Origin of the sequence: uncultured Georgenia sp. (genome assembly GCF_937958535.1) — a bacterium.
In the GTDB taxonomy this organism is placed as follows: domain Bacteria; phylum Actinomycetota; class Actinomycetes; order Actinomycetales; family Actinomycetaceae; genus Oceanitalea.
This window is the reverse complement of the sequence record NZ_CALGNQ010000042.1, coordinates 1-26,312: the sequence shown is the minus strand read 5'-3', so window position 1 is coordinate 26,312 and position 26,312 is coordinate 1. Positions and strand designations below refer to the sequence as shown.

Annotated in this window: 25 protein-coding genes and 1 riboswitch; of the genes, 7 read left to right on the top strand and 18 right to left on the bottom strand. The window is 74.7% G+C overall.

Features of this window, described 5'->3' with window-relative positions; genetic code table 11:
* Window positions 1-5: 5 nt before the first annotated feature.
* The 16 genes from ddaH to Q0195_RS02390 form a co-directional block, all read right to left on the bottom strand.
* Entirely contained in the window at window positions 6-872 is an 867-nt protein-coding gene (gene ddaH, locus Q0195_RS02465; protein WP_299274071.1) for a dimethylargininase, read from the bottom strand.
* Between the two features lie 71 nt (window positions 873-943).
* Window positions 944-1,876, bottom strand: a complete 933-nt coding sequence (locus tag Q0195_RS02460; protein WP_299274101.1) for a universal stress protein — start codon at window positions 1,874-1,876, stop codon at window positions 944-946.
* A gap of 129 nt (window positions 1,877-2,005) precedes the next feature.
* Window positions 2,006-2,764 (bottom strand): C40 family peptidase, encoded by a 759-nt coding sequence (locus Q0195_RS02455; RefSeq protein ID WP_299274069.1) that lies wholly within the window; start codon window positions 2,762-2,764, stop codon window positions 2,006-2,008.
* A 107-nt stretch (window positions 2,765-2,871) separates the two neighbouring features.
* A riboswitch (cyclic di-AMP (ydaO/yuaA leader) is annotated at window positions 2,872-3,025 on the bottom strand.
* Between the two features lie 447 nt (window positions 3,026-3,472).
* Window positions 3,473-4,162 (bottom strand): metal-dependent transcriptional regulator, encoded by a 690-nt coding sequence (locus Q0195_RS02450; RefSeq protein ID WP_299274067.1) that lies wholly within the window; start codon window positions 4,160-4,162, stop codon window positions 3,473-3,475.
* A gap of 69 nt (window positions 4,163-4,231) precedes the next feature.
* Window positions 4,232-4,687 carry a pyrimidine dimer DNA glycosylase/endonuclease V gene (locus Q0195_RS02445; RefSeq protein WP_299274065.1) on the bottom strand — a complete coding sequence of 152 codons (456 nt, stop codon included), beginning with the start codon at window positions 4,685-4,687 and terminating at the stop codon, window positions 4,232-4,234.
* Window positions 4,684-5,412 carry a glycosyltransferase family 2 protein gene (locus Q0195_RS02440; RefSeq protein WP_299274063.1) on the bottom strand — a complete coding sequence of 243 codons (729 nt, stop codon included), beginning with the start codon at window positions 5,410-5,412 and terminating at the stop codon, window positions 4,684-4,686. Before Q0195_RS02440 ends, Q0195_RS02445 begins: the two co-directional genes overlap by 4 nt.
* A complete protein-coding gene (locus Q0195_RS02435; RefSeq protein WP_299274061.1) occupies window positions 5,409-5,993 on the bottom strand; it encodes a hypothetical protein in 585 nt (194 codons plus the stop codon). Before Q0195_RS02435 ends, Q0195_RS02440 begins: the two co-directional genes overlap by 4 nt.
* Window positions 5,981-6,862, bottom strand: a complete 882-nt coding sequence (locus tag Q0195_RS02430) for a prenyltransferase (protein WP_299274058.1) — start codon at window positions 6,860-6,862, stop codon at window positions 5,981-5,983. The genes Q0195_RS02435 and Q0195_RS02430 overlap by 13 nt, the downstream gene beginning before the upstream one ends.
* Window positions 6,859-7,197, bottom strand: coding sequence for a lycopene cyclase domain-containing protein (locus tag Q0195_RS02425; RefSeq protein ID WP_299274055.1), 339 nt, complete (start codon window positions 7,195-7,197; stop codon window positions 6,859-6,861). Before Q0195_RS02425 ends, Q0195_RS02430 begins: the two co-directional genes overlap by 4 nt.
* A complete protein-coding gene (locus Q0195_RS02420; protein WP_299274052.1) occupies window positions 7,194-7,532 on the bottom strand; it encodes a lycopene cyclase domain-containing protein in 339 nt (112 codons plus the stop codon). The genes Q0195_RS02425 and Q0195_RS02420 overlap by 4 nt, the downstream gene beginning before the upstream one ends.
* Window positions 7,529-9,118, bottom strand: coding sequence for a phytoene desaturase family protein (crtI, locus tag Q0195_RS02415; protein ID WP_299274049.1), 1,590 nt, complete (start codon window positions 9,116-9,118; stop codon window positions 7,529-7,531). Before crtI ends, Q0195_RS02420 begins: the two co-directional genes overlap by 4 nt.
* Window positions 9,119-10,078: a squalene/phytoene synthase family protein gene (locus Q0195_RS02410; RefSeq protein WP_299274046.1), complete on the bottom strand. Its 960-nt coding sequence runs from the start codon at window positions 10,076-10,078 to the stop codon at window positions 9,119-9,121.
* A complete protein-coding gene (locus tag Q0195_RS02405; RefSeq protein ID WP_299274044.1) occupies window positions 10,075-11,121 on the bottom strand; it encodes a polyprenyl synthetase family protein in 1,047 nt (348 codons plus the stop codon). Before Q0195_RS02405 ends, Q0195_RS02410 begins: the two co-directional genes overlap by 4 nt.
* A complete protein-coding gene (gene idi / locus Q0195_RS02400; RefSeq protein ID WP_299274041.1) occupies window positions 11,118-11,669 on the bottom strand; it encodes an isopentenyl-diphosphate Delta-isomerase in 552 nt (183 codons plus the stop codon). The genes Q0195_RS02405 and idi overlap by 4 nt, the downstream gene beginning before the upstream one ends.
* On the bottom strand, window positions 11,666-12,499 hold the full coding sequence (locus Q0195_RS02395) for a tryptophan-rich sensory protein (protein WP_299274038.1): 834 nt from the start codon (window positions 12,497-12,499) through the stop codon (window positions 11,666-11,668). Before Q0195_RS02395 ends, idi begins: the two co-directional genes overlap by 4 nt.
* A gap of 20 nt (window positions 12,500-12,519) precedes the next feature.
* Complete coding sequence (locus Q0195_RS02390) at window positions 12,520-14,709, bottom strand: MMPL family transporter (protein WP_299274035.1); 2,190 nt, start codon at window positions 14,707-14,709, stop codon at window positions 12,520-12,522.
* Between the two features lie 49 nt (window positions 14,710-14,758).
* On the opposite strand from Q0195_RS02390, the gene Q0195_RS02385 reads away from it, so the two are divergent.
* The 4 genes from Q0195_RS02385 to Q0195_RS02370 all read left to right on the top strand — a co-directional run bounded on the left by Q0195_RS02385 (window position 14,759) and on the right by Q0195_RS02370 (window position 18,194).
* The gene (locus Q0195_RS02385) at window positions 14,759-15,226 is read left to right on the top strand and encodes a MarR family transcriptional regulator (RefSeq protein ID WP_299274032.1); all 468 of its coding nucleotides are present in this window, start codon (window positions 14,759-14,761) and stop codon (window positions 15,224-15,226) included.
* 22 nt (window positions 15,227-15,248) lie between these two features.
* Window positions 15,249-16,229 carry a citrate/2-methylcitrate synthase gene (locus Q0195_RS02380; protein ID WP_299274030.1) on the top strand — a complete coding sequence of 327 codons (981 nt, stop codon included), beginning with the start codon at window positions 15,249-15,251 and terminating at the stop codon, window positions 16,227-16,229.
* A gap of 99 nt (window positions 16,230-16,328) precedes the next feature.
* Entirely contained in the window at window positions 16,329-17,450 is a 1,122-nt protein-coding gene (gene serC / locus Q0195_RS02375; protein WP_299274027.1) for a phosphoserine transaminase, read from the top strand.
* A gap of 90 nt (window positions 17,451-17,540) precedes the next feature.
* Complete coding sequence (locus Q0195_RS02370) at window positions 17,541-18,194, top strand: biliverdin-producing heme oxygenase (RefSeq protein ID WP_299274025.1); 654 nt, start codon at window positions 17,541-17,543, stop codon at window positions 18,192-18,194.
* A 138-nt stretch (window positions 18,195-18,332) separates the two neighbouring features.
* On the opposite strand, the gene Q0195_RS02365 is transcribed toward Q0195_RS02370, so the two are convergent.
* Both Q0195_RS02365 and Q0195_RS02360 read right to left on the bottom strand, forming a co-directional pair.
* Window positions 18,333-22,208: an HtaA domain-containing protein gene (locus Q0195_RS02365; protein ID WP_299274023.1), complete on the bottom strand. Its 3,876-nt coding sequence runs from the start codon at window positions 22,206-22,208 to the stop codon at window positions 18,333-18,335.
* Between the two features lie 73 nt (window positions 22,209-22,281).
* Window positions 22,282-23,049: a hypothetical protein gene (locus tag Q0195_RS02360; protein ID WP_299274020.1), complete on the bottom strand. Its 768-nt coding sequence runs from the start codon at window positions 23,047-23,049 to the stop codon at window positions 22,282-22,284.
* A 115-nt stretch (window positions 23,050-23,164) separates the two neighbouring features.
* On the opposite strand from Q0195_RS02360, the gene Q0195_RS02355 reads away from it, so the two are divergent.
* The 3 genes from Q0195_RS02355 to Q0195_RS02345 all read left to right on the top strand — a co-directional run bounded on the left by Q0195_RS02355 (window position 23,165) and on the right by Q0195_RS02345 (window position 26,270).
* Window positions 23,165-24,319 (top strand): ABC transporter substrate-binding protein, encoded by a 1,155-nt coding sequence (locus tag Q0195_RS02355; protein WP_299274017.1) that lies wholly within the window; start codon window positions 23,165-23,167, stop codon window positions 24,317-24,319.
* Between the two features lie 74 nt (window positions 24,320-24,393).
* Window positions 24,394-25,458 (top strand): iron ABC transporter permease, encoded by a 1,065-nt coding sequence (locus Q0195_RS02350; protein ID WP_299274100.1) that lies wholly within the window; start codon window positions 24,394-24,396, stop codon window positions 25,456-25,458.
* The gene (locus tag Q0195_RS02345; protein WP_299274015.1) at window positions 25,455-26,270 is read left to right on the top strand and encodes a heme ABC transporter ATP-binding protein; all 816 of its coding nucleotides are present in this window, start codon (window positions 25,455-25,457) and stop codon (window positions 26,268-26,270) included. Before Q0195_RS02350 ends, Q0195_RS02345 begins: the two co-directional genes overlap by 4 nt.
* The last annotated feature ends 42 nt before the right edge of the window (window positions 26,271-26,312 follow it).

The window sequence follows — 26,312 nt, the reverse complement described above, 5'->3', positions numbered from 1 at the left end:
CGCGGCTACCCGACGCCGGCGGCGAGCTCCGCCGTCCGCGGGGTGTCCTGCCCCTGCGGGGCGGGCCGGATCTCCAGCGTGCAGCACTTCGCGCCGCCGCCGCCCTTGAGCAGCTCGGAGGTGTCCACGCCGACGGGCTCGAACCCGCGCTCGGCCAGGGCGGCGGCGAGGTCGGTGGCCCGCGGGTTGTGGATGACGTGGAGGCCGTCGCTGACGCCGTTGAGGCCGAGGACGACGGCGTCCTGCTCCGTGGCGATGACGGCGTCGGGGAAGAGCCGCTCCAGCACCCGGCGGCTGCCCTCGCTGAAGGCCGGCGGGTAGTAGGCGATCTCGGTGTCGGACAGCACCATGAGGGCGGTGTCGAGGTGGTAGAAGCGGGGGTCGACGAGCTGGAGCGTGATCACCGGCTTGCCGATGACCTCCTGGAGCTCGGTGTGGGCCGCGGTGGAGGTACGGAAGCCGGTGCCGGCGAGGACGAGGTTCCCCACCGTGAGGATGTCGCCCTCGCCCTCGTTGGTCTCGGTGGCGGTGTGGACCCGGAAGCCCTGGTCGGCGAACCACTTTGCGTAGAGCGGGCCCTCGGGCATGCGCTGGGGGTAGGTGAACTTCGCCGTGTAGACCACGCCGTCGCTGACGAGCCCGCCGTTGGCGGCGTACACCATGTCCGGCAGGCCCTCGACGGGCTCGATGAGGTCGATCCGGTGGCCGAGCCGCACGTAGGTGTCGTACAGCTCCTCCCACTGGGCGACGGCGCGTGCGGTGTCCGTGGGCACGGCGGTGTGCATCCACGGGTTGATCTCGTACTCGACGGTGAAGTAGGTCGGTCGGCACATGAGGAAGTGCCGCGGTGTGGCCTCGCGGGGTCGCCGCATGTCAGCCCCTTTCGTCTCACGGGTGTGAGTGCAGGGTAGCCACCCGCGGCGGCCGCCGGGGCCGGTAGGGCTCAGCGACGGCGCCAGGGGACGTCGGTGGGGTTGCCGACGTCCTCGTGGGCGGAGCGGGCGGGCACGACCATGACGGGGCACACCGCGTGGTGGAGCACCGCCTGGCTCGTCGAGCCGAGCAGCAGCCCGGCGAAGCCGCCGCGCCCGCGGGACCCGACGACGACGAGGTCGACGGCGGTGGAGAACTCGGCGAGCAGGGCCGCCGCGTTGCCGTCCAGGGCGTGCTGGCTGATCCGCACGTCCCGGCCGGCGACGGCCTGCTCGACGGCGACGCTGAGGCCGACCTTGACGTCGGCGAGCACGTCGTCGCGGTCCACGGCTGCGGGCAGCCAGGCCAGCGAGCCGGCGCTGCCGCCGATCGGGACGGCGGCGACCGCGGTGAGGTGGGCGTCCCACAGGACCGCCTCGTCCACGGCACGGCGCAGGGCGATCGTCGCCGACTCCGAGCCGTCGACGCCGACGACGATCCGCCGCACCGGGGTGAAGGGCGCCTGGCCGTCGTCGGCGCGGGGCACGACCACCGTGGGGCAGTGGGCGTGCGCGGGCAGCGAGGAGGAGACGGTGCCCAGCAGCCGGTCGGCGAACCCGCCGCCCCCGCGGGTGCCGACGACGGCGAGACCTGCCTGGCGGGAGAGCTCGACGAGCACGCCGGCGGCGTCCCCCAGCTCGATCGCGGACGTCACCTCCAGGTCGTCGCCCACCCGGGCGACCGCCTCGTCGATGACGATCTGGGCGCCGGCCTGGATGGCGGAGTCGTCGACCGCGGCGAAGCCGCCGTCCAGCGAGGCCACCGTGAAGGCGGGCACCGCGTACGCGCAGACGATGTGCAGGCGCCAGCCGAGCCGCCGGGCCTCCGCGGCGGCCCAGTCGAGCGCCGCGTTGCTCGTCTCGGAGCCGTCCACACCGACGATGACGACGTTCTCGCGGGGCATCTCACCCTCCAGGCTCGACCACTCGTTCGTGTCCATTGTGCTCCGTCGCACCCGTCGCCGCGGCGGTTCCAAAGTCCTACGGGCCCGCACCGAGACGGTGCGGGCCCGTAGGAGGGTCGAGGTCCGGGGTCAGCCGATCCGGATGAAGGTCGGGGTGCCACGCCCGACGTCGGAGATCGGGCCGGCCTGCAGCGGCTTGGAGGGGTTGCGGGCCGCGATGTGCTGCCCGTCGCCCAGGTAGATGCCCACGTGGCCGGGCCACCAGACGAGGTCGCCGGGGCGCGCCTCCGAGGCGGAGACGACGGTGCCGGCGTTGCGCTGGGCGCTGGAGCTGCGCGGGATGCTGATCCCGGCCTGCTGGTAGACGTACCAGGTGAAGCCGGAGCAGTCGAAGCCGGCGGGCGAGGCGCCGCCGTAGACGTACGGGGTGCCGACGTAGCGGAATGCGATGTCGACGATGGCGTTGCCGGACACGGACTGCGCGGGCGCCTCGACGGCCTCTGCGGAGTCCGTGGTCGCCGCGGACGCGGACTGGCCGGCGACCGCGCTGCGGGAGGCGGTCTGGGTGGCGCGCTGGGCGGCGAGCGCCGCGGCCTCGGCCTCGGCAGCGGCCCGGCGGGCGGCTTCCTCCTCGGCGACCCGCTCCGCGACGGGCGCGGTGTCCTCGGCGAGGGTGGTTTTCGGGGGCGTTGCCTCCACAGCGACGTCGGCGACGTCGAACTCGGCATCCGCGGGCACCGAGACGGTCGGGTTGACCGTCAGTGCCGTCCGCGCCTGGCTGGAGAGCGCGGAGACGTCGACCTGCGGGAGGGAGGAGCCCTCCGGCGCGGCGACGGCGGTGCTGGTGGCCATCGTCAGCGCGAGCCCGGAGGACGCGGCGACCAGCATCCCGCGACGGGCCGCGGGGCCGGTGACGGCCTGACCGAGAACTGTGAGCGGCGTGATGGGGCGGCATGCCGCGCGGTGGCGCGGGCCTGTCGTGGTCACAGTCACGTACTGCCTCTCCTGTTGCCGACGAGGTGAGCTGTCGGGTTCGGGTGGGAGTGCACCCGGCCCGTCCTCGCGGACGGGCTTCACCCCTAGGGGCCGACCTGGGCCGACCTCCACTACCTGGTTCCCCCGCCCCTGCCGACGGAACGTTTCTCGGTTGGACCCCGGGCAGCGGCAGGGTTGGGCTCCGCCTGGGGGCTCGTCACCGGAGGGTGTGACGAACGAGTGGGACAGTACCCGAGGCCTCGCCCGAATGTCACATTCTGGTTACGACGCGGTGCAGAACGTGGCGCAGGTCACATCTGTGTGGCAACGGACCCGCCTCACCCATCCCATGGGTCGACCAAGGTAGGGGCGGTTCTCCCTCATGTCTGCCCTGGTTGTCTCAGGGTTCGCCCGGCTTCGCGCATAGTGGGCCATGCCGGCCGGGTGTGCACGTCGGATGGGTCACACAACGGCGGCGGCGTGTCGGGGGAGGCGTCACTCCCCCTCTGCCTCAGGCGGCTCGGTCGCCCCCGGCGGCTTGGGCGGGCGTGTCGCCCCGCGACTGCTCGGGCGGCTCTGTCGTCCCCGACGGCTTCGGCGGGTGTGTCGCGCCGCGACTGCTCAGGCGTCGACGAAGAGGTGCCGGGCGACGTCCTCGGGGACGTCGAGGACGAGCTCGGAGCCGTCGGCGCGCAGGGAGACGATCCCGTCGCCGCGCTGGAGGCGCAGCCGGGCGCCGGGCCGCACACCGGCCTCGGCGAAGCGGGCGAGCAGCTCGACGTGCACCTGGAGCGGCTCCCCGATGCGCCTGAGCACGACGTCGACGTCCTGGCCGTCGTCGACCGCGGTGGACAGCGGCCGCATCGGCGGCTCGGCCGGGGCGGTGTAGTGCTCACCCAGCTCGGCCAGCCCGGGGATGGGGTTCCCGTAGGGGTCGTGGTGCGGGTGGTCGAGGAGCGCCACGAGGCGGTGCTCCACCTGCTCGCTCATGACGTGCTCCCAGCGGCACGCCTCCTCGTGGACGTACTCCCAGTCCAGGCCGATGACGTCGGTGAGCAGCCGCTCGGCGAGCCGGTGCTTGCGCATGACCTGAGTGGCTTTCTCCCGCCCGGTCTCGGACAGCTGGATACGTCGGCCTTCCTCGAGGTGGAGCAGCCCGTCCCGCTCCATCCGGGCCACCGTCTGCGACACCGTCGGTCCGGAGTGGCCGAGGCGCTCGGCGATCCGTGCCCGCATGGGCACGACGCCCTCCTCCTCCAGCTCGAAGACCGTCTTGAGGTACATCTCGGTGGTGTCGATCAGGTCACTCATGCTCAGCTGCCCATCTCCTCGCCGCTCCTCCCCCCGAGGATAGGCGCCCCGGGGACCGGACGTGGCCGGTCATGTCCGTTCCCACGCCTCCACCGGGCCCGGCACACGGCGGAACAACGGGTGGACGTCGACGACGGCGGTGTCCACCAGGGCGGCATACCTGTCCGGGCTGCGGACGGCGAGCTTGGCCAGCAGGTGCCCCCACTCGTGGGCGACCTGCCCCTCGGTCACCGGCAGCGGGGGCACCCCGACCTCCCCCGGCTCCGGCGCGACGGGGACCGGCCGGTCGATGCGGGTGACGTCGAAGCGGTAGCCCCGGCTGTCCGCCTCGCCGACGAGGACCACGAGGTAGGCCCCGACGGCAGCCACCGGGTCGGCCGTGGCGCGGAGGCGGATGAGCTGGCTGTGCCGCCGGTAGCCCCGGGTCCGCCCGGCGAGCACCGCCTGGGCGAGCAGGCTCTCCCGCCAGCAGGCGACGAGGCCCTGGCGGTCGAGGTAGCCCGGGTGCAGGGACCAGAGCCTCACCACGCCTCCCGCAGCCCGAGCCGCACCGCCCAGCGGTCCCAGGGCGGGGCCACCGCCCAGTTCACCGCGAGCGTGCGGAAGGCGCGCCGGAACCGACGGCGCAGCTGCGCGGCCCCGACGAGGCTGCGTGCCGACACCCCGACGACGAGCGTCCGGTCGAGCCGCACGCTGCGGTGGGGGCCGAGCGCGAAGGCGAGGTCGAGGTCGTCGTGGAGCTCGGCGTCGTCGTCGTGGACCTGGGCGCGGACCTCCTGCCAGGTGCTGCGCCGCAGCGCCATGCACGACCCCCACAGCGGGTGGTGGCCCAGGGCGGCGTGGCACAGCCCGTAGTACGCGCCGAGGTAGACCGCGGCGACGACACCCCCGGTGCGGGGCAGCTCGTGGAACCGGCCCACCCCGGTGACGGCGTGCCGGCGCGGGTCGGCGAGCGCGGCGGCGACCCGCGCGACCCAGTCGACGGACGGGAGGGAGTCGGCGTCGAGGCGGGCGATGATCTCCCCGGCCGCGGCGTCGTACCCGGTCGCGGCGGCCATCGGGATCCCCACCCGCGGCTCGGTGACGACGCGTGCGCCGTGCCTGCGGGCGACCTCCGCGGTGCCGTCCGTCGAGCCGTTGTCGACGACGACGACCTCCAGCGGCCGCCGGGTCTGCCGGGCCAGCGCCCGCAGGCAGCGCTCGAGGGCGGGGGCGTCGTTGCGGGCGGGGACGACCACGCTGACGCTCACCGTGCCCACCTCGCCACCAGCGCGCCGGCGACGGCGGAGCCCGCGGTGCCGGCGGCGAGGTCACCGACGGTGTCGCCGTAGGCCACGTAGATCGACTCGTCGACGAAGGTGCGGCCGGCCCACTCGGCGACCTCCCACACGACGGCGAGGACGGCACCGGCGCCGGCGGTGGTCACCGCGACCCCGGTCCGGCCCCGCCGGTGGCGCGGGTCGGCGAGGAGCCCGGCGCGCAGCAGCACGACGCCGACGGCGGCGGCGAGGAGGCCGGTGACGACGATGTGCGCGGGCACGTCCACCCAGGGGACCGTCTCGTACGTCCCGGTGACGCTCGCGGCGGCGGCGAGCAGGAGGGCCGCGCCGAGCAGCGCCTGCAGCGTGCCGGGCAGGGCGAGCACCCGGGCCAGGGTGACGGCCCCCAGGACGAGCGCCGCGACGGCCCCGGCCACCGCGTCCACCGTGAGGGCGAGCGGCACGGCGAGCACGGCGAGGAGCGCCACGGCCTGCGCCGCCGTGCGCGCGGTGGGCGGCCCGGCGAGCAGGGCGGCGACCGGCGGGCGCCGGTGCGGGGTCAGCGGGTCCATGCGACGGCGATGAGCAGCTGGGTGAGGAGGAAGCCGGTGACGAAGTTGAGCCACAGGAAGCGGCGCCAGCCGGCGTTCGCGGTCTCGCACGCGGTGTCGGGCAGCGAGCGGTACGGCGCGACGCTCACCACGTACGGGACGACGAGCACCGCGGCCAGCGCCCCCGGCCACCCGGTGCCGAGCACGACGACCCCGGCGGCGAGGTACAGCACCATGGCGAGCCGCACCGTGCGGGCGGCGCCGAGCCAGGTGGCGACCGACCCGATCCCTGCCGCGCGGTCCGCCGCGACGTCCTGCACGGCGCCGAACGCCTGGGAGGCCATCCCCCAGAGGAAGAACGCGGCGAGGGCGGCGAGCGCGACGGGGGTGGCCTGCCCGCCCGCGAGCACGAGCCCGTAGACGGCGGGGCTGACGAAGTGGGTGCTCGACGTCATCGAGTCGAGCAGCGGGCGCTCCTTGAAGCGCAGCACGGGGACGGAGTAGGCGACGACGGCGGCGAGGCTGACGGCGAGCACGGCAGCGGCCGCGCCGCCGCCGAGGAGGAGCAGGACGAGGACGAAGGGGAGGTTGCCCAGCAGCGCCGCCCACACCGTCGTGCGGTGCCAGCGGCGGTCGAGCACGACCCCCTCGATGCCGCCCTTGCGCGGGTTGCGCAGGTCGGACTCGTAGTCGAAGACGTCGTTGAGCCCGTACATGAGGAGGTTGTAGGGAATGAGGAAGTACAGGCAGCCGACGACGAACCCGAGGTCCACCCCGCCCCCGGCGAGGAGGTAGGCCGCCCCGAACGGGTAGGCGGTGTTGACCCAGCTCACCGGCCGGGAGGAGCCGAGGAGCCGGCGCACGGCCGCCGTCGTCGTCGTTGTCGTCACGTGGCCCCACCCCGCTCCGGCTCGGCCGCGCCGCGGCGCCGGGGGCCGAGCAGCTCCCACAGCGCGGGCAGGAGGAGCACGGCGGCGGTGGGCCAGGCGAGGTCCTCGACGGGCGCGAGGAGCAGCCGCACGCCGGTGAGCTGGTCGTCGTCGTAGCGGAAGAGGTCGGCGACGATCATCAGGCTGTCGAAGACGACGGTAAGGAGGAGCAGGACGCCGAGGGTGAGCGCGGTGGCCGCCCACCACCGCCGTCCCGGCCGGCGCACCCGGGCCGCGACGACGGTGAGGACGACGGCGGGCAGGAGGAAGGCCGCGGCGAGTCCGAGGTAGCTCATCGCACGGCCTCCCGGGAGCGCAGCGCGGCCAGCGCCAGCCGGGCCAGGCCGTGGAGGACGAGGGTGAGGTAGCAGAGGAAGGTGACGAAGACGAGCTCCTCCAGCGGCAGCTCCGGGGCGAGCATGACGCCGGTCATCGCCGCGCTCTCGCCGCGGTGGTAGAAGCCGGCGGCGATCGCGGCGACGTCCCAGGCGAGGAAGAAGACCACCCCGACGGCGAGCACGAGACCGCCGCGCCGGGCGTCGGCCCACAGGACGAGCCGGAAGCGGCGGTCGAGGAGCCCCATGCACAGCAGCGCGCCGAGGAGGCAGCCGAGGTAGGCCGGCGCGGTCATCGTCCCGCCTCCAGCCCCACCTCGGCGCGCACCCGGTCGCGGAGGATCTCGGCGCTGATGAGGCACATCGGCAGCCCGACGCCGGGGATGGTGCCGGACCCGGCGTAGTAGAGGCCGGCCACCCGGCGCGAGGCGTTGGGGGCGCGGAGGAAGGCGCTCTGCCGCAGCGTGTGCGCGGGGCCGAGCAGGCTGCCGCGCCAGGCGTTGAGGTCGCCGGCGAAGTCGGCCGGGCCGATGGTGCGCCGGACGCGGACCCGCGCGCGCAGGTCGGGGATGCCGGCCCAGGCGGCGACCTGGTCGATCGCGGCGTCGGCGACCGCCTCGACGGCGGGGTCCCCCGCGCCGTCGACGCCGCCGTGCCCGAGGGCGGGGTCCGCCGGCACCGGGACGAGGACGAAGAGGTTCTCCTCGCCGCCGGGGGCGACGGTCGGGTCGGTGCGGGAGGGGGTGCACACGTACGCCGAGGCGGGGCGGGGCACCCGACCGGCGTGGATGTCGCGGAAGTTGGTCCGCCAGTCGCGGGTGAAGAAGAGCGAGTGGTGGGCGAGCTCGGGGACCCGGCCGCGCACACCGAGGAGGACGAGCACCCCGCCCGGTCCGGGGTCGCGGCGTCGCCACCACCGCGGGGAGTGGTCGCGCAGCGGGACGGGCAGCAGGGCGGTCTCGACATGGTGGAGGTCGGTGGCCCCGACGACGACGTCGGCCGCGACGTGCTCCTCGGCGCCGTCCGGGCGGCGCACCCGCACGCCGGTCACCCGCGCGCGGCGCCGGCCCGGTGCGGTGGTGACCGCGGTGACCTCGTGCCCCGTGCGCAGCGTGGCCCCGGCCTCCCGCGCCAGCGCGGCGACTGCCTCGACCAGCCGGGTGAAGCCGCCCTGCGGGTAGCGCACCCCGCCGGTGAGGTCGAGGGCGCTCATGAGGTGGTACATGCTCGGGGTACGGGCCGGGGAGGAGCCGAGGAAGACGGCTGGGTAGCCGAGCACCTGCCGCAGCCGGAGGTCGCGGAAGCGGGCGGCGACGTGCCGGTCGAGGGAGCGCAGGAGGAGCGGGGCGAGCCGGTGGGTCTGGCGCAGGACGTCACCGGCGGCGAGGTCGCGCCACGAGGTGAAGCTCGTGTAGAGGAACCGGCGCAGGGCGATGTCGTAGGTGCGGCGCGCGGAGGCGAGGTAGGTCCGCAGCCGGTCGCCGGCGCCGGGTTCGATGCGCTCGAAGGCGGCGACGTTGGCCTCCTCGTCGGCGGCGATGTCGAGCGGGTCGGGCCGGCCCTCGAAGAACACCCGGTAGCCGGGGTCGAGGGGGACGAGGTCCAGCGCATCCTCCGCGGTGGTGCCGAGCAGCCGGAAGAACCGGTCGAAGACCTCGGGCATGAGGTACCAGGAGGGGCCGGTGTCGAAGCGGAACCCCGCGGCGCTCCAGCTGCCGGCCCGTCCGCCGAGCTGCGGCCCCCGCTCGAGGAGCTCCACGCGGTAGCCGTCGCGGGCGAGCAGGGCCGCGCTCGCCAGCCCGGCGATCCCACCTCCGACGACCACCGCCACCGGGCGGGTGCGCTCGGTGGTGTCCCGGGCGGAGGTGAGCTGCGTCGTCACCTAGCGTCCTCCGGTGAGCACGGCCCGTGCGACGATGCGGGCCTTGACGTGGTCGGGCACGCGTACCCGGCGGCGACGGATCTCCGCCGCGGGGGTGGCGGCGAGGCGCCGGGACAGCTCGCGGAAGAGGTCGTGCGCCACCCGGACGGCGCGCCGGCTGCCGGGCGGGAGCTGGACCAGCGCCCGCTCCGCGGCGGCGAGGTCGGCGTCGATCGCGGCGAGGAGGGTGTCCCGGTGCGCGTCGCCGAAGGTGGCGGGGTCGAGCCCGGGGAAGTAGGTCCGCCCCAGGGCGTCGTGGTCCTCGGCGAGGTCGCGCAGGAAGTTGACCTTCTGGAACGCGGCGCCGAGGCGGACGGCGCCGGGGGCGAGCCGGGTGTAGGCGGCGTCGTCACCGGCGACGAAGATCCGCAGGCACATGAGGCCCACCACCTCGGCCGAGCCGTGGACGTACTGCGCCAGGCTCGCGGCGTCGTGCCGGGAGACGGACAGGTCCGCGCGCATCGAGGCGAGGAAGGGGGCGATGAGGTCGCGGCCGATCCCGTACCGTCGTGCGGTGCGGGCGAAGGCGTGGACCACGAGGTTGGCGCTGCGTCCGGTGTGCAGGGCGCTGTAGACGTCCTCCTCCAGGGCGGTCAGGAGGCGGCCGCGGTCGTCGGCCGGCCACGTGGGGTCCGGTTCGTCGACGATCTCGTCGGCCACCCGGACGAGTGCGTAGACGTTGCGGACGTGCTCCCGCTCGGGCTCGGCGAGCAGCCGGCAGGCCCAGCCGAAGGACGTGGAGTAGGCGCGGATGACGACGGCGGCGCTCGCGCTGGCGACGGCGTCGTACCGCGAGGGCGCCACCGTGCGGCGGGCGGTGGGGCTCGTTGCCGGGACCGTGTCCGGGCTCGGGCCGGCGGCAGGCAGCGACGTCCTGCGGGACCGGTGGGGCGCCGCCGCACGACGGGCGATGAGGCTCATCGTCGGGCCTCCGTCCGGACCACAGTGGCGACCCATCGCTCCAGGACGCCGGAGACCGGCAGGTGCGCCACGCTCTGCCGGGCCAGCTCGGCGAGCTCGCGGACGTGGTCCTCGACCGCCCGGCGTGCCCCGCACTGCTCGAGGAGACCGCGGACCCGGGCGGCGGCGGCCTCGTCGACGTCGGCCGCGAGGTACGGGCGGATCTGCGGCCACAGGTCGGTCGTGCGGGCGTGGGCGATGAGCGGGGTGTGCTTGCCCTCGCGCAGGTCGGACAGGGTGCTCTTGCCGGTCACCGCCTCGTCGCCGAACATGCCGTCGAGGTCGTCCTGCAGCTGGTAGGCCAGGCCCACGTGGCCGGCGAAGCGGGCCAGCGCCCGCTCGTGCTCGGGGGCGGCGTCGGCGAGCACGGCCGCCAGGCGCAGCGGCAGCTCGAAGGAGTAGACGGCGGTCTTGTGCTGCTCCATCGTCAGCGTCTCGGCGACGTCGGCCGCCTCGCCCATGCTCAGCCGGACGTCGGTGAGCTCCCCGGCGGCGGTGATGTGGAGGGCCCGGTCGAGGTGGTCGAGCAGGCGGGCCACGGTCGCCGGGGGCGCCCCGCACAGCGCCAGCGTGCGGACCGCGCCGGCGAGCGCCAGGTCGCCGGCGAGGATCGCCGCCGTGCTGCCGTAGTGGCGGGCGCGGTCCTGCCGGTGTCCCGCCGCCCGGGCCCGCCCGGCGAAGGTGCCCGCCACGTTGGGCCGGCCGCGGCGCACGGTGTCCCCGTCGATGACGTCGTCGTGCACGACGAGGGCGGTGTGGAGCAGCTCGATCGCCGCGGCGACCTGTGCGGCGACCGGCAGGTCCCGCCCGCCCAGGGCGAGGTAGACGCTGTGGAAGAGGGCGGGGCGGAACCGTTTGCCGTCGGCGGCCGCGTCGCCGAGCGCCGCCCACAGCCGCCGGTGGTCCGGGGTGGTCAGCCGTGGGCGGGCGCCCGCGAAGAAGCCCGCGAGGGCGTCCTCGGTACCGGAGACCGCGTCCGGCACCTCGCGGGCGGGCGCACTCACGTCGGAGGCCCCTGGACGTGGCCACCGGCGACGAGCTGCGCGGCCTGGGCGACCATCCACGGGCTCAGCGCCCACGGCACCAGCTCGACCGCACGCAGGACGTCCTGGAGGTCGGCCCAGCGGTACTCGGCCACCTCCTCCGGGTTGGGCACGGGCTCCTGGTCGGTGGTGGCGAGGTGGACCGGGCAGATCTCGTGCTCGACGACACCGGAGGCGTCCACGGCGCGGTAGCGGAAGTCGGGCAGCACCCGGCGGACGTCGGAGACCTGGATCCCCAGCTCGTGCTCGGCGTGCCGGGCGATGGCCGCCGGGAGGTCCTCGCCGGGGCGCGGGTGGCCGCAGAAGGAGTTGGTCCACACCCCCGGCCAGGTCCGCTTGGACAGGGCCCGCCGGGTGACGAGGAGCCGGCCGTCGGGGCCGGTCACCCAGCAGGAGAAGGCGAGGTGGAGCGGGGTGTCATCGGTGTGCACGGTCGCTCGCGGGGCAGTGCCGACGGGCCTGCCGTCGTCCGCGAGCAGGATCACCTCGTCGCGCAGGTCGACGGTCATCGAACCTCCTGGGTCGTGGGGCGGTGGGTGCGGGGTGCCGGGGACCGGTCGGTGGCCGCAGCGCGTCGTCGACACGTCACCGTGGCGGCGACGACGACCGCGGCCGCGGTGGCCGCCGCCACCGCGGTGAGCGTGGACTGCGGCTGGCCCGTCGCACGGGCCACCGCGATCCACGCCACCCCCCACACGAGGGTAGCCGCAGGGGCGAGCCGCCCGCGGCCCACCACGGCGAGCCCCACCCCGACCACGGCCACCGCGACCAGGACGCCCACCGCCCACGCCTCCGGTCGCCCGCCCCCGGTGAAGCCGGCGGCGGCGAGCGCGGCGGCCACGTTGGCGCAGGTCGCCACGCTCACCCAGCCGAGGTACAGGCCGAAGGTGCCGTCGGCGACCACCGCCTCCACGGCGCTGCGCGGCCGGCCCGCGAGCAGCCGGCGGAAGAGGAGGGCGAGGACGCCGAGGAGCGCGGCGATGACCACGACGCTCAGCCACAGCCGGCCGGCCTGCACGACGAGGATCCAGGCGGCGTTGAGGAGCAGGGAGGCGAGCGCGGGCCAGGCGACCCGGCGGTGGTCCTCCCGGTCCCACCACTGCCACAGCGTGTACCCGCCGAGGCCGACATAGATGACGCTCCACACGGAGAACGCACCGGAGCCGGGCGCGAGGTGGGTCGCGTCGGCGGCGAGCGCCCCGCCGGCGGCCTCGGCGATCGGCGTCCCACCGAACACCCCGACCCCGACCATCGAGCCGAGGACGCACGCGACGTAGCCGAGCGTGAGGACGACCTGCCTCGCCACCGGGCGGCGGCCGGCCGTGGTCGTCGCGGTCATGTCGGTCCCCCTCGGCACGGTCAGTCCTGCGGCACTCGGTCGCGCCAGGGCCACCACACGGGGCGGCCGATGTCATGAACGATCCCAGGCAGGAGCAGGGTGCGCACGACGAAGGTGTCGATGAGCACCCCGACGGCGACGATGAAGGCCAGCTGGACGAGGAAGAGCAGCGGGATGACGACGAGCGCGCTGAACGTCGCGGCGAGGACGAGCCCGGCGGAGGTGATGACGCCGCCGGTGACCGCCAGGCCGCGGCGGATCCCCTCCCGGGTGCCGTGGGCCAGGGACTCCTCCCGGACCCGGGTCATGAGGAAGATCGAGTAGTCGATGCTCAGCGCGACGAGGAAGACGAAACCGTAGAGGGGCACCGAGGCGTCCGCGCCGGGGAAGTCGAGGACGTGGTTGAACACGATCGCCGACAGGCCCATCGTCGCGGCGAAGGACAGCACGTTGACCGCGAGGATGACCAGCGGCGCGACGATCGCCCGCAGCAGGATGACGAGCATGACGAAGATCGCGGCGAGGACGAGCGGGATGATGGTCCGCAGGTCCTGGGCGGCGGTCTCCTGGGTGTCGAGCCGTTCGGCAGCGGCGCCGCCGACGAGGGAGTCGGGGTCCACCTCGTGTGCGGCGGCGCGGATGTCACCGGCGGTGACGGTGGCCTCCTGGCTCTCCGCCGGGGCGGTGGTCGAGGCCTCGAGCTGGACGCGTCCGTCGATGACGACGGGCTGCTCGGACTCGTCGGTGACGGGCCGGGCGCTGTCGACGCCGTCCACGGCGAGGACGGCCTCGAGCACGTCGTCGGCGTGGTCCTCGCCGGTGATGATGACGACGGGCTGCACCTGTCCGGCGTCGAAGTGGGCGGCGAGCACCTCCTCGCCGGCGACCGCCTCGACCTCGTCGAGGAACACCTCCGCCTCGCCGGTGCCCTCGGCCTGGAGCGTGGGCAGGAACGCGGCGAGGCCGAGGAGGACCACCGCCGTGGCCAGCCAGACCGGGCGCGGCCGGCGGGTGACGAAGCCCGCGATCCGCCCCCACAGGCCGCCGACCTGGTTCGTGTCGGCCGTCTCGGGTGCGTAGGCGGGCCGGCGAGGCCAGAACAGCGCGCGGGAGCGTCGGCCGGCGATGAGGAGGACGGCCGGGAGGAAGGTCAGGGCGGCGAGGACGGAGGCGGCGATGCCGATGGCACCGACCGGCCCGAGGCTGGCGTTGGAGCCGAGGTCGGACAGGAGGAGGCAGAGCAGGCCGACGATGACGGTGCCGGCGCTGGCGAGGATCGGCTCGAGGGAGGCGCGCCAGGCCACCCGCATCGCCTCCGCGGGCGTCTCGCGCAGGACGAGCTGCTCGCGGTAGCGCGCCACGACGAGGAGGCAGTAGTCGGTGGTGGCGCCAACCACGAGGATCGACAGGATGCCCTGGCTCTGCCCGTTGAGGAGCAGGGTGCCGTTCGCGGCGAGCGGCTTGACCACGAGGGCGGCGGCGCACAGCGCGAAGACGGCGGTGACGAGGACGGTGAAGGGCAGGATCGGCGAGCGGTAGACGACGACGAGGATGACGAGGACGACGACCAGCGCCACGGCGAGGAGCACGCCGTCGATGCCGCCGAAGGCGCCGACGAGGTCGGCGACGTAGCCCGCCGGACCGGTCACCCAGGCCGTGAGGTCCGCCCCGATGAGCTCCTCGTCGGCGAGCGTGCGCAGCTCGTCGACGACGACGGAGACCACGCGGTCCTCCCCCACGAGCTCGTTGGCCAGCTCCCCCGTGATCGCCACGGGCAGCAGCAGCGCCTGCCCGTCCTCGGCGGGGACGACCGGGACCGGGCCGTCGAGGACGTCGCCGACGACCTGGCCGTCCGGCAGCTCGCGCTCCACGGCCGCGGCCGCGAAGGCCTCGGCCGCCGCGACGTGCGCCGGGGTGAGCTCCCCGCCGCCGGTGGGCTCGAGGACGACGAGGGCCGGCAGCGGCTCCCCCTCGGTGAACTCGGCGGCGAGCTCACTCGCCCGCGTGGACTCCGCGCTCGCGGGGAGGAACGCCGCCTGGTCGTTCTCCTGGACCTGCGAGAGCGTCCCCTGGGCCATCCCCCCGAAGGCACCGGCGGCGAGCCACCCGGCGAGGACGAGGGCGAGGAGGAGGGCGCGCAGCACCGAGCCGCGGCGTGAGGCATCCTTGTGGGCCGGGCGGGTACGCCGCCCACCGTCAACACTAAGCACGCTTAGTAATATGGGGGACGCCCGGCAGACCCGCAACAGGAGGGCACCAGTGGAGCAACGGGACGCGGCGGCCTTCCCCCCGCCCGAGACGTGGCCCACCGGCCGCCTGCTCTCGGCGGCGGCGCGGCGGGTGGAACGGGCGTGGGACGCCTACCTCCAGCGATGGGGCCTCACCCACGCCTCGGTGCCCGTGCTCGTCGTGCTCGCCACCGGACCGCTCTCCCAGCGGGAGATCGCCGCCAAGATGCACGTGACCGAGCAGACCATCGGCCGGGTCATCCGCGGGCTGCAGGCCGGCGGCTACATCGCCCGGGAGCGCCACCCGCAGGACCGGCGGCGCCACGTCGTCTCGCTCACCGCCGAGGGACGCGGCGCACTCGCGGCGCTGGACCAGGCCCAGGCTGTCGAGTCGCTCATCGGCGACGCGCTCGACCCGGAGGAGACGGCGCAGCTGCGCGCCCTGCTCGTCCGCATGCTCACCGCACTGCCGCTCCCTGACGAGCGCGAGACCGTCTGAGCCATCGCCTACCATCCCTGCGATGGAGACCACAACGCCGATCTTCACCTACGGCGCCGGCCACGAGCCGCGCTACCGCGACCGGCCGGTGGCCGACCTCCTCGACCGCGACATCGAGTCGGTGTGGGGCCTGCTCGTCGACGGTGCCGAGTCCCCCGCCCTGCCCCCGGCCGAGCCCTTCCCCCTGCCCGTGCGCACCGGCGACACCCGGGTGGACGTGCAGAGCGCGATCACCCAGCTCGCCCCGGTGTGGGGCTTCCGTCCGCTGCTCGACATCTCCCCCGAGCGGGCCCGGGAGGACCTCGCCCGCGCCTCGGTGCTCACCATGTCCTTCGTCGCCCAGTCGGCCCGCGCCCCGGACCTCCCGGCGGTCCCACAGCACCAGGTCGAGCGCGGCGACTCGGTCGCCGCCCGCTTCCTCATCCGGTGGAGCGGGCAGGCCCAGCCCGACCACGTGCGCGCCCTCGACGCGTTCTGGACGGTGGTGGCCGAGCACGGCCCACAGATCCCCTCCACCCGGATCGCCCGCATCGCGGCGGAGACCGGCGCCGACGTGGGGGCCTGCCTGGCCGCCGCGATCTCCGGGGTGAGCGGCCCGCTCGCCGCCGGCTCGGTCGCCCGCGCCCGCCGGCTCGTCGTCTCGGTGCACGACGGGCTCGCCCCGGCCACCGCCGTCCGGGAGGACCTGCGCGAGCCCGTCCCGGTCTCCGGGGTCGCGCCGGCGGACCTCGCCCACCGGGTGTCGATGCTGCGCGACGTCTGCCACCGGCTCGAGGTCCGGCTCCTCGCCGCGGCGGACGCGCTCGAGGCCGCGGCCCGCGAGGTCGTCGAGGGCGAGGTGCCCGCCCGGCACGGCTTCGCGCTGTGGGCCGCCTGCCTGCTCGACCACCTCGGTTTCGAGCCGCGACTGTACAACGCGCTCATCGTGTGCGGCCGCACGGCGGGCTGGTCGGCCCACGTGCTGGAGGCGCAGCGCGAGCTGCACGCGCGCGCCGGCCACTGACCGGCCCGCGCGCGCGAGCCACCCCCACTGGCTCCTCCCGGTCGGCCGCGCTGCGGACGACCGCAACGCTCGGCGCGCGCACGGTGGGAGGATTCGGCCATGACGTCGACCGTGCAGATCCCCACCGACCTCCTGCCCGCCGACGGCCGCTTCGGGTGCGGCCCGAGCAAGGTCCGGCCGTCTCATGCCGCCGCGCTCGCCGCGGTGGCCGAGACGCTGCTCGGCACCTCCCACCGGCAGGCCCCGGTGCGCTCGCTGGTACGGCGGGTGCGCGAGGGGGTCGCCGACCTCCTCGGTGCGCCGGACGGCTACGAGGTGGTGCTCGGCAACGGCGGGTCGACGGCGTTCTGGGACGCCGCCGCCTTCGGTCTGGTGCGGGAGCGGGCGGCCCACGCCGCGTTCGGGGAGTTCGGCCACAAGTTCGCGACCGTCACCCGGCGCGCGCCGTTCCTCGCCGACCCCCACGTCGAGACCGCCGAGCCAGGGTCGCTCGCCGTGCTCGGCCCGGTCGAGGGCGTCGACCTGTACGCCTGGCCGCAGAACGAGACCTCCACCGGTGTCGTCTCGCCGGTGGAGCGCGTGGCCGACGGCGACGCGCTGGTCTGCGTGGACGCCACCTCGGCCGCCGGCGGCGTGGAGGTCGACCTCTCGCAGACCGACGTCTACTACTTTGCGCCGCAGAAGAGCTTCGGCTCCGACGGCGGGCTCTGGTTCGCCGTCATGTCCCCCGCGGCGCTCGCCCGGGTGGAGGAGATCGCCACCTCCGGGCGGTGGGTACCGGAGTTCCTCTCGCTGTCCGCGGCGGTGGAGAACTCCCGCAAGGACCAGACGCTCAACACCCCGGCCATCGCCACGCTCGTCCTCATGGCCGAGCAGATCGACTGGATGCGCGACCAGGGCGGTCTGCCCTGGGCCGCCGCGCGCAGTGCCGTGTCCGCCGAGATCCTCTACGCCTGGGCCACCGAGCGGGAGTGGGCCACCCCGTTCGTCGCGGTGCCCGAGCACCGCTCCCCCGTCGTCGGCACCGTCGACCTGGCGGAGGGCGTCGACGCCGCCCGGGTGGCGGCCGTGCTGCGGGAGAACGGAGTGGTCGACGTCGAGCCGTACCGCAAGCTCGGCCGCAACCAGCTGCGGGTGGGCATGTTCCCCGCGATCGACCCGGAGGACGTGCGTGCCCTGACCGCGTGCGTCGACCACGTCGTCGCCGCGCTCACCGCCTGACTTCATCTGATGAATATCGCAACACGACCGTTGCGAAACATGCGCTAAGGTAAGGCTCGCCTTAGTCCCTCCACCCCTCCGAGGAGCCCGATGAGCGCGCCCACGCTGGCCCCCTCCTCGCTCTCGACGCAGCTGCGGGAACGCACCCGCGACGCCCACGAGCGAGCCGAGACCGTTCCCTTCATCACCGACCTCATGCGGGGCCGCCTCGACCGTGCCGCGTACGCGGACCTGGCGGCACAGCAGTACGGCATCTACGTCGCCCTGGAGGGCGCCGCCCGTCGAATGGCCGACAACCCGCGGGCCCAGGGGCTGCTCTTCGCCGAGCTCACCCGCACGCCGTCGATCGAGGCCGACCTCCACCACCTCTACGGCCCGCAGTGGCGCGACCGGATCGAGGTGCTACCGGCCGCCCGTGCCTATGCGGAGCGCATCGAGCAGGTCTCCACCGACCTACCGCGCTACGCCGCCCACGCCTACACACGCTACCTGGGCGACCTGTCCGGCGGACAGGCGATCAAGCGCCTGGTCCAGCGGCACTACGGGCTCGGCGAGGACGGGGTGGCGTTCTACACCTTCACCGCCATCCCCAAGCCGAAGGTCTTCAAGGACCTCTACCGCGAGCGTCTCGACGCGCTCGACCTCACCCCGCTCGAGATGGAGACGGCGGTGGCGGAGGCGACGCTCGCCTTCGAGCTCAACACGGCGGTCTTCACCGCACTGGGCGAGCGGCACTGCCGCTGACGGACGACGTCACGGGCCCGCCCCCTGGGGCGGGCCCGTTTCTCGTCTCGTACCGGTCCGGGCCGCACCACGCACCGGGCCGGTTCAACCCTCTGGCGTGCGGTGCCCGCGCGCCGGGGGCGCACGGGCACCGCACCGTCAGGCGCGCTGTCGCCGGGTGACCGCCAGGGCACCGGCGGCGATGACCACCGCGGCCAGTGCGGCCAACGCCGCGCTCTGGGCACCGGTCTGCGCGAGCCGCCCGGCACCGGTGCCGTCCGTCGTGCCGCTGCCCCCCGCGGCGATGACGTCCGCGTCGACGACATCGAACGTCGTGTCGGCAACGGACTCACCGTCGGTCACCAGGTCCACCCGGTGGGTGCCCAGCGGGGTGTCGGCGGGCACCTGCCAGGTGAGCTCGACGGTCCCGTCCTCCCCGACCGTCGCCTCCGCGACGTCCAGGGCGGTGAGGTCGAGCGCTTCGTCGTCGACCGCCACCGAGAAGGACACCGGATCGAGCGCGTCGCCGGCCTCGTAGAAGTCGGCGAAGGCGGGCACCCCCTCGGGGGTGAGCGTGGCGGGGACGTCGGTCCCCACGAGTCTCCCGTCGCGCACCGTGACACCGGAGAGGTCGAGCCGGGCCAGCCGGACCCGCGGGTAGTCCACGTCCGCGCTGCCGTCCAGCGAGCGGCTGGTGACGTTGGCGACGAGGTGGCCGACGCCGTCCTCGATGACCACCGACGGGTCGGTGATGGTCACCCGCAGTGCGGGTGAGCCGCCGATGAGGTGTCCGGTGAAGGACACGCTGCCGGAGAAGCCCAGCGAGGCGTTCTCGGCGTCACCGCTGCCCGACCCGCTGCCGAAGACGACGGTACCGTCCGCCTGTCGGCTCGCCGGCGCGCTCACCCGGACCGAGCCCTGGGCGATCGGGCCGGTGATGTAGCTGCGGAAGGAGTCCTTGACGCCCCACGCGAGCGTGCCGGGCTCGCCGGCCGCGTCGATGACCGCGCCTACCCGGGTGCCCGGCGTGAGGTCGCGCCCGACGATCGTGGCGGTCGCGCCACGTTCCACCGGGTCGGGCTTCACCGTGACGGTCCCGCGGGTGACCTCGGGCTCCTCGGTCTCCTCGTCGGCGTCCTCGTCGTCGCCGTCCTGGCCGTCGTCGACGGCGGGCAGCTGGGCGAGGACGGTGAGCGGGGTGTCGGCGAGGAACTCACCGGACTCCGTGCGCAGGACGACGTCGTACGCACCGATCGGGAAGTCCGTCGGCACCGGCCACGTGGCGTGGAAGGTCCCGGTGACGTCGGCGGTGGCGATCGGGGTGCCCGCCGGGGCGGTGAGCAGCAGCGCCGCGGGGGCGAGCCCGCCGGTCGTGACGTCGACCCGCACCGGGTCGAGGCGCTCCCCGGCGTCGTAGAAGCCACCGAAGGCGGCCTCGCCCTCCGGGGTGAGGGTGGCGGCGGCGCCGGCGGTCTGCACCTGAGTCGCCGTCACGCCGAAGGCCGCGCGGTCGAGGGTGGCCAGGACGGCGCCGGTGTGCTCGGTGAGCTCGCCGACCGAGCCGTCCGTGCCCGCGAACTCCCGGGAGGTGACGTCGGCGACGAGGACCGCCGAGTCCACCGTGAGCTGGACGCGGAGGTCGGAGAGGTGGATCTCCAGCGCCGGGGTGCCGTCGTACTCGTGCCCCTGGAAGGAGATGGTGCCGGCGAAGCTCAGCACCGAGAGGTCGGGGGCGACCTCGGTGACCGGGAGACGGAAGGTGCCGTCCTCGGTCTGCGTCACCTCCTCGCTCGTGGTGACCGTGCCGGCGGCGACCGGGCCGGTGACGTAGCGGAGGAAGGAGTCCTTCACCCCCCACTCGAGGTGGCCGGTGGCCTGCTGGGTCCGCGGCTCGAGGGACGCCGTCACGGTCTCCCCGGCGGGCAGGTCGTTGCCGGTGACGGTGAGGGTCTCACCGCGCCGCACCGGGTTGGGCTCCGCCGTGACGGTGGGGCCGTCGCCGTCGCCCTCGGAGGGCTTGCCGGCGACGAAGGTCACCGGGACGAAGACGTCCTGGTCGCGTTCCGCGCGCCGGTCGACCTCGACGTTGTCGCTCACCTGGGCGGAGTTGAAGGCGGCGAACCAGCACTGGACCTCGCTGCAGTCGTCGCCGGTGCCGGTGCGCCAGTCGGAGATGGTGATCTCGCGGGTGAAGCGTCCCAGGGCGTCGGTCGTGACGACCTCGTGGTGCAGCCAGCCGACCGGCCAGCCGAACTCGGGGTCGGCCTGCGTCCGTGCGGTGAACGCGGTGGAGAGCTTGCGGTCCGGGGCGAAGCCGGTGCCCCGCACGGTGACCACGGTGCCGTAGGAGAGGTTCTCGGTCGGGCTCACCTCGAGCTGCGGCACGCGCTCGTCGACGACGGTGAGCGGCACGGCCAGCTCCTGGTCGGGGTTGACCACCCCACCGGCGGCGTAGGTGTACACCCCCAGCACCCCGTCGGCGACCGTCCAACCATCCTCCGGCTCGGCGATGGTCAACGTGGTCTCGAACGACCCGTCCGGGCCCACCTCGGCCCACTGCGCCTCGATCGCCCCCCGGAAGCCCACCGGCACCTGGTCCAGCACCTCACGCGCCAGCGCCCACTTCTGCGACCCCACCGACCGCGCCGACGACGGCGCACCCTGCGACGGACGCCACTGCTCGGCGAACTTCCCGAACACCACATACGTGCCCTGCGGCAGGTCACTGGGGATCGGCATCCCCCGACCACCCACATTGCCCGCCGGGTCGAACCCGGTCCCCCGCACCACCACGGTGTCACCCCACGTGACCTCCGCCCCCTCCAGCGGCGTCACCCCATCAGCAGCGAACACCTCCACCGCCGGCTCCCACACCGGAACCTCCGGCTCGGTCGGCTCGTCGACGACGGTGAGCGGCACGGCCAGCTCCTGGTCGGGGTTGACCACCCCACCGGCGGCGTAGGTGTACACCCCCAGCACCCCGTCGGCGACCGTCCAACCATCCTCCGGCTCGGCGATGGTCAACGTGGTCTCGAACGACCCGTCCGGGCCCACCTCGGCCCACTGCGCCTCGATCGCCCCCCGGAAGCCCACCGGCACCTGGTCCAGCACCTCACGCGCCAGCGCCCACTTCTGCGACCCCACCGACCGCGCCGACGACGGCGCACCCTGCGACGGACGCCACTGCTCGGCGAACTTCCCGAACACCACATACGTGCCCTGCGGCAGGTCACTGGGGATCGGCATCCCCCGACCACCCACATTGCCCGCCGGGTCGAACCCGGTCCCCCGCACCACCACGGTGTCACCCCACGTGACCTCCGCCCCCTCCAGCGGCGTCACCCCATCAGCAGCGAACACCTCCACCGCCGGCTCCCACACCGGCTCGCCGGGCTCGGGCTCCGGCCGCTCGAGGGTGACCTCGAAGCTCAGCGGGTCGAGCTCCTCACCGGCGGGGTAGAAGCCGGCGAAGGCCGGGACCCCGTCGGCGGTGAGCGTCACCGGAGCGCCGGTCACCCGGGCGACGGTCTGCTCGCCCTCCTCGACGACGAGCGGGGCGTCGGTGAGGTCGACCGTCGCCAGCGCGACGTCGGGGTGGTCGACCGGGTCGGCGCCCGGTGAGTTCGCACGCGACCGAACGTCGGCGACGAGCGTCCCCTCGGTGCCGTCGACGACCACCCGCAGGTCGGCCAGGGAGACCTCCAGGGCGCCCCCGTGTGCCCGGAAGGTCACGCCCCCGGCGAGCTCGACCTCGGCCGTGTCGCCGGTGACGGTACCGCCGGTCGCCGCGAAGGTGAAGCCGTCGTCGGTGGCCGCGGCGGGCTCGTCGACCTCGACCGTGCCATCTGCGCCGGGGCTGGTGACGTAGGTGCGGAAGGAGGTCTTCACGCCCCAGTGGGCGCTCCCGCCGGTGACCTCGTACGCGGGGTCGGCGGCGGCGGCGCTGGTCGCGGTGAGCATGCCGCCACCGAGGGCGACCGCGACGACGGTGGCCAGGGTCCGGCGGGCGCGTGCCCGCCACGGTGTGTGCTTCATTGACGTTCCTGTCAGGGGAGGAGGGGAGGTCAGGACTGGGGAGTCGGGAGGTCAGGACTGGGGAGCGGGGAGGTCAGGACTCGGGACGGGGACGCCGGCGGGTGACGACGACGCCGCCGGCGACGAGGAGCGCGGCGAGGAGCACGGCACCACCGACGGCCGCTCCGGTGCTCGCCAGCGAGCCGGACGCTCCGTCGTCGTCCGCCGCGGCCGCCGTGTCGTCCGTACCGCTCTCCCCGGAGGCGGTGGCCGCGGCGCCACCACCGGAGCCGCCGGTGGCGAAGGTGACCGGGACGTTGACGTCCGCGGTGCGGTCGCCCGCCCGGGTGTGGTCGGCGCGGGTGCCGATGACGCAGCCGTTGGGGGCCACCTGCGGGTCGAGGCAGTCGGTGAACGCGTCCTTCGCGGCGATGTCGAGCGTCACGGAGAAGGAGCCGCGGCCGCCGGACTCGGTGAACGGGACGGCCAGGCCCTCGCCGTAGGCCGGGGGGTTGGAGGAGATCCACGCGGAGGCGCCCCCGGCGCCCTCCATGTCGACCCCGCCCAGGCACGGGCTGGGCGCCTTGCCGGCGCCGTTGTCGACACACAGTGCGACGTAGATGCCCTTGGAGGTGTCGAACCCGGACCCGGTCACCGTGACCCGCTGGCCGTCGGGGTCGAGCCCGCTCGACGGCGTGACGGTGACCCGCTGGCCGTCCGGGCCGCCGGCGGAGGCAGCGGCGGCCGGGGTGGCGGTGAGGACGGCGGCGACCAGGGCGAGGGCGGCCACGAGCGCGGCTCCGCCGCGGCGCAGCCGGCCGCTCCGTCTGCGCGGGGCAGCTCCCGGGGACGTGCGTGACATCGGACTCCTTCGGAGGGTTAGGTTAGGCAAGCCTTAACGCGAGCATTACGCTACGGGAGCGTTACGAAAAGTGTCCACTACGCTTCACGTGTCCCCACCGCCCCCGAGGAAGCCCATGCCCCGCCCTCTCGCGCGCCTGCCGCACGCCCTCGTCGTCGCCGTCGTGACGCTCGCCCTCGCCGCCTGCGGCGCCCAGCCGCAGGACGACGCGACCGCGACCACGGAAGCGCCGCGGGATTCCGCACCGTCCGGCGTCGCCACGGTGGTCGCCTGCGGGGAGCCGGTCGAGGGGTTCGCGGTGACGCACGACGCCCACGGCAACCCGCTGCCCCAGCCCACCGGGACCGGGGGCGAGGTGACACTTCTCACAGAGCCGCGGACCGCCGTCGTCCCGGACGACCACGTCCGGCCGGTCGACCCGGTGGAGCCGCAGCTGCCGGTCACCGTCGAGTCCTGTGACGGGGAGGTCGTCGAGGTCACCGACACCAGCCGCATCCTCGCGGTGGACCTCTACGGCACGCTCGCCGAGATCGTCTTCTCCCTCGGGCTGGGCGACCACGTCGTGGGGCGCGACACCTCGACCGGTTTTCCGGAGGCGGAGCACCTGCCGGTGGTCACCCCCGGGGCGCACGACCTCAACGCCGAGGCGATCCTGGCGCTCGACCCGACGGTGGTGCTCACCGACGCGACGATCGGCCCCACCGACGTCCAGCTGCAGCTGCGCGACGCCGGCATCCCGGTGATCTTCTTCGACGACACCCGGTCCCTCGACACCATCCCCACCCACATCCGGGCGGTGGCGGGCGCGCTCGGCGTGCCCGACGCCGGTGAGGAGCTCGTGGAGCGCACCTTCACCGAGATCCGGGAGGCCCTGGACATCGCCCCGGTCGGCGCGGAGGCCCCGTCCATCGCATTCCTCTACCTGCGCGGGGGCATGGTCCAGCTTCTCGGCGGTCCGGGCTCCGGTGCCGACTCCCTCATCCGCGCGATCGGTGCCCGCGACGTCGGCACCGAGGCGGGGCTCGAGCGCCCCTTCACCCAGATCAGCGCCGAGACGATGATCGACATGCAGCCCGACGTCGTCCTCCTCATGAGCGCCGGGCTGGAGTCGGTCGGCGGCCCGGAGGGGCTGCTCCAGGTGCCGGGCCTCGCCCAGACCGAGGCGGTGCAGGAGGGCCGCGTCGTCGACATGGACGACACGGTGCTGCTGAGCTTCGGCCCGCGCACCGGTGAGGTGGTCGAGGCGCTGGCCCGGGCGGTCTACGAGTGAGCACCGCGACGGACGCCGCGCCCGACCGCACCGAGACACCGCTCCCCCGCCGTCGCCGCGGCCGCGGGTGGTGGCTGCTCTCCGGCGTGGCCGCCGCGCTCGTCGTCGTCTGCCTCGTCGCGGCCGGCCGGGGCCAGCTCGCCGTCCCGGCGGGAGAGGTCGCCGGGTCCGTGCTCCACCGGATCGACGCCGGGCTGGAGTGGCTGCTCGGGGTGGTCGGGCTCCACGTCGACCTCCCGCTCGACCGGGCCGCTGCGCCGACCCACCCGCAGGGCGACGCCGCGCTGTGGCAGGTCCGCTTCCCGCGTATCGTCCTCGGCGTGCTCGTGGGCGCCGCGCTCGCCGTCGCCGGGGCGCTCATGCAGGGCGTGTTCGGCAACCCGCTCGCCGAGCCTGCGATCATCGGTGTCTCCCCAGGTGCGGCCGTCGGTGCCAGCCTGGCGATCGTGCTCGGGCTGGACGTCATCGGTGGGTGGGCGGTGCCGCTCGCGGCCTTTGCCGCCGCGCTCGGCACCACCCTGCTCGTGTACGCGCTGTCCCGCTCCAAGGGCCGCACGGAGTCGATCACCCTCATCCTCACGGGTGTGGCGGTGACGGCGATCGCCTCGGCGGTGGTCGCCTTCAACACCTTCATCGCCAGCCCGACCGCTCGCGAGCAGATCGTCTTCTGGCAGCTCGGCAGCCTCAACGGCGCCCGCTGGCAGGCCGTCGCGGTGGTCGCGCCGTTCGTGCTCCTCGGGCTCGTCGTCGCGCTCGCCCTGGCGCGGCAGCTGGACCTGCTCTCGCTGGGTGAGCGCTCGGCACGGCACCTCGGGGTCAACGTCGAGCGGCTGCGGGTGACCGCGATCGTCGTCATCGCGCTGCTCGTCGGTGCGGGGGTCGCGTTCGCCGGCGTCATCGCGTTCGTCGGGCTCGTCGTGCCCCACCTCGTGCGGCTCGCCGCCGGGCCGGGACACCGGCTGCTCATCCCCGCCAGCGCGCTGGGCGGTGCGCTGCTGCTGACCGTGGCCGACCTCGTCGCGCGCACCGCGGTGCCCTTCGCCGACCTGCCGCTGGGGATGCTCACCTCGGTGGTCGGCGGACCGTTCTTCCTCTGGCTCATGCGCCGGATGCGCAGCCGTCAGGGAGGGTGGGCATGAGGCTCCTGCGGCGTCGTCCGCGCCTGCCCGAGCCGGTCGACCCGGGCGTCGTCGCGCTGTCCGTGAGCGGGGCGCACGTCGTCCTCGGCGGCTCGGTCATCCTCGACGACGTCGACCTCGCCGTGCATGCCGGTGAGGTGGTCGCGCTCGTCGGCCCCAACGGGGCGGGCAAGTCCACCCTGCTCGGGGTGCTCAGCGGCGACATCCCGACGTCGGGTGCGGTCATGCTCGCTGGTCAGCCCCTCGCCCACTGGTCGACCACCGAGGCCGCGATGCGCCGCGCTGTCCTCACCCAGCGGGTCACCGTCTCCTTCCCGTTCACCTGCCGGCAGGTGGTGGAGATGGGCCGGGCCCCCTGGGTGGCCACCCCCGCGGAGGACCACGACGACGCCGCGGTCGATCGCGCGCTGGAGCTCACGGACACCGCCCATCTCGCCGACCGTGTCTTCTCCTCGCTCTCCGGTGGTGAACAGGCGCGAGTGTCACTGGCGCGGGTGCTGGCGCAGGCGACCGGTGTGCTGCTGCTCGACGAGCCCACGGCGGCGCTCGACCTCCACCACCAGGAGCTCGTGCTGCGGCTCATGCGGGAGCGGGCGGCGGCCGGGGACGCCGTCGTCGTCGTGCTCCACGACCTCAACCTGGCCGCCGGCTACGCCGACCGGGTGGCGGTGCTCGACCACGGCACGCTCGCCGCTTTCGGCGCCCCTGAGGACGTGCTGCAGCCCGACCTGCTCTCGGCGGTGTACCAGCACCCGGTCGAGGTGCTCCCCCACCCGCGGACGTCGGCGCCGATCATCCTCGCCCGGCGGTAGTCCGCCCGGCGGTAGCTCACCCGGCGGTAGCTCGCCCGGCGG

Bases quoted from the DNA above. Each gene is read 5' to 3' on its own strand.
- ddaH (WP_299274071.1), bottom strand. From the start codon at position 872: ATGCGGCGACCCCGCGAGGCCACACCGCGGCACTTCCTCATGTGCCGA.
- Q0195_RS02460 (WP_299274101.1), bottom strand. From the start codon at position 1,876: ATGCCCCGCGAGAACGTCGTCATCGTCGGTGTGGACGGCTCCGAGACG.
- Q0195_RS02455 (WP_299274069.1), bottom strand. From the start codon at position 2,764: ATGCTGGTCGCCGCGTCCTCCGGGCTCGCGCTGACGATGGCCACCAGC.
- Q0195_RS02450 (WP_299274067.1), bottom strand. From the start codon at position 4,162: ATGAGTGACCTGATCGACACCACCGAGATGTACCTCAAGACGGTCTTC.
- Q0195_RS02435 (WP_299274061.1), bottom strand. From the start codon at position 5,993: ATGGACCCGCTGACCCCGCACCGGCGCCCGCCGGTCGCCGCCCTGCTC.
- Q0195_RS02425 (WP_299274055.1), bottom strand. From the start codon at position 7,197: ATGAGCTACCTCGGACTCGCCGCGGCCTTCCTCCTGCCCGCCGTCGTC.
- Q0195_RS02420 (WP_299274052.1), bottom strand. From the start codon at position 7,532: ATGACCGCGCCGGCCTACCTCGGCTGCCTCCTCGGCGCGCTGCTGTGC.
- Q0195_RS02410 (WP_299274046.1), bottom strand. From the start codon at position 10,078: ATGAGCCTCATCGCCCGTCGTGCGGCGGCGCCCCACCGGTCCCGCAGG.
- idi (WP_299274041.1), bottom strand. From the start codon at position 11,669: ATGACCGTCGACCTGCGCGACGAGGTGATCCTGCTCGCGGACGACGGC.
- Q0195_RS02395 (WP_299274038.1), bottom strand. From the start codon at position 12,499: ATGACCGCGACGACCACGGCCGGCCGCCGCCCGGTGGCGAGGCAGGTC.
- Q0195_RS02380 (WP_299274030.1), top strand. From the start codon at position 15,249: ATGGAGACCACAACGCCGATCTTCACCTACGGCGCCGGCCACGAGCCG.
- serC (WP_299274027.1), top strand. From the start codon at position 16,329: ATGACGTCGACCGTGCAGATCCCCACCGACCTCCTGCCCGCCGACGGC.
- Q0195_RS02370 (WP_299274025.1), top strand. From the start codon at position 17,541: ATGAGCGCGCCCACGCTGGCCCCCTCCTCGCTCTCGACGCAGCTGCGG.
- Q0195_RS02365 (WP_299274023.1), bottom strand. From the start codon at position 22,208: ATGAAGCACACACCGTGGCGGGCACGCGCCCGCCGGACCCTGGCCACC.
- Q0195_RS02360 (WP_299274020.1), bottom strand. From the start codon at position 23,049: ATGTCACGCACGTCCCCGGGAGCTGCCCCGCGCAGACGGAGCGGCCGG.
- Q0195_RS02355 (WP_299274017.1), top strand. From the start codon at position 23,165: ATGCCCCGCCCTCTCGCGCGCCTGCCGCACGCCCTCGTCGTCGCCGTC.
- Q0195_RS02345 (WP_299274015.1), top strand. From the start codon at position 25,455: ATGAGGCTCCTGCGGCGTCGTCCGCGCCTGCCCGAGCCGGTCGACCCG.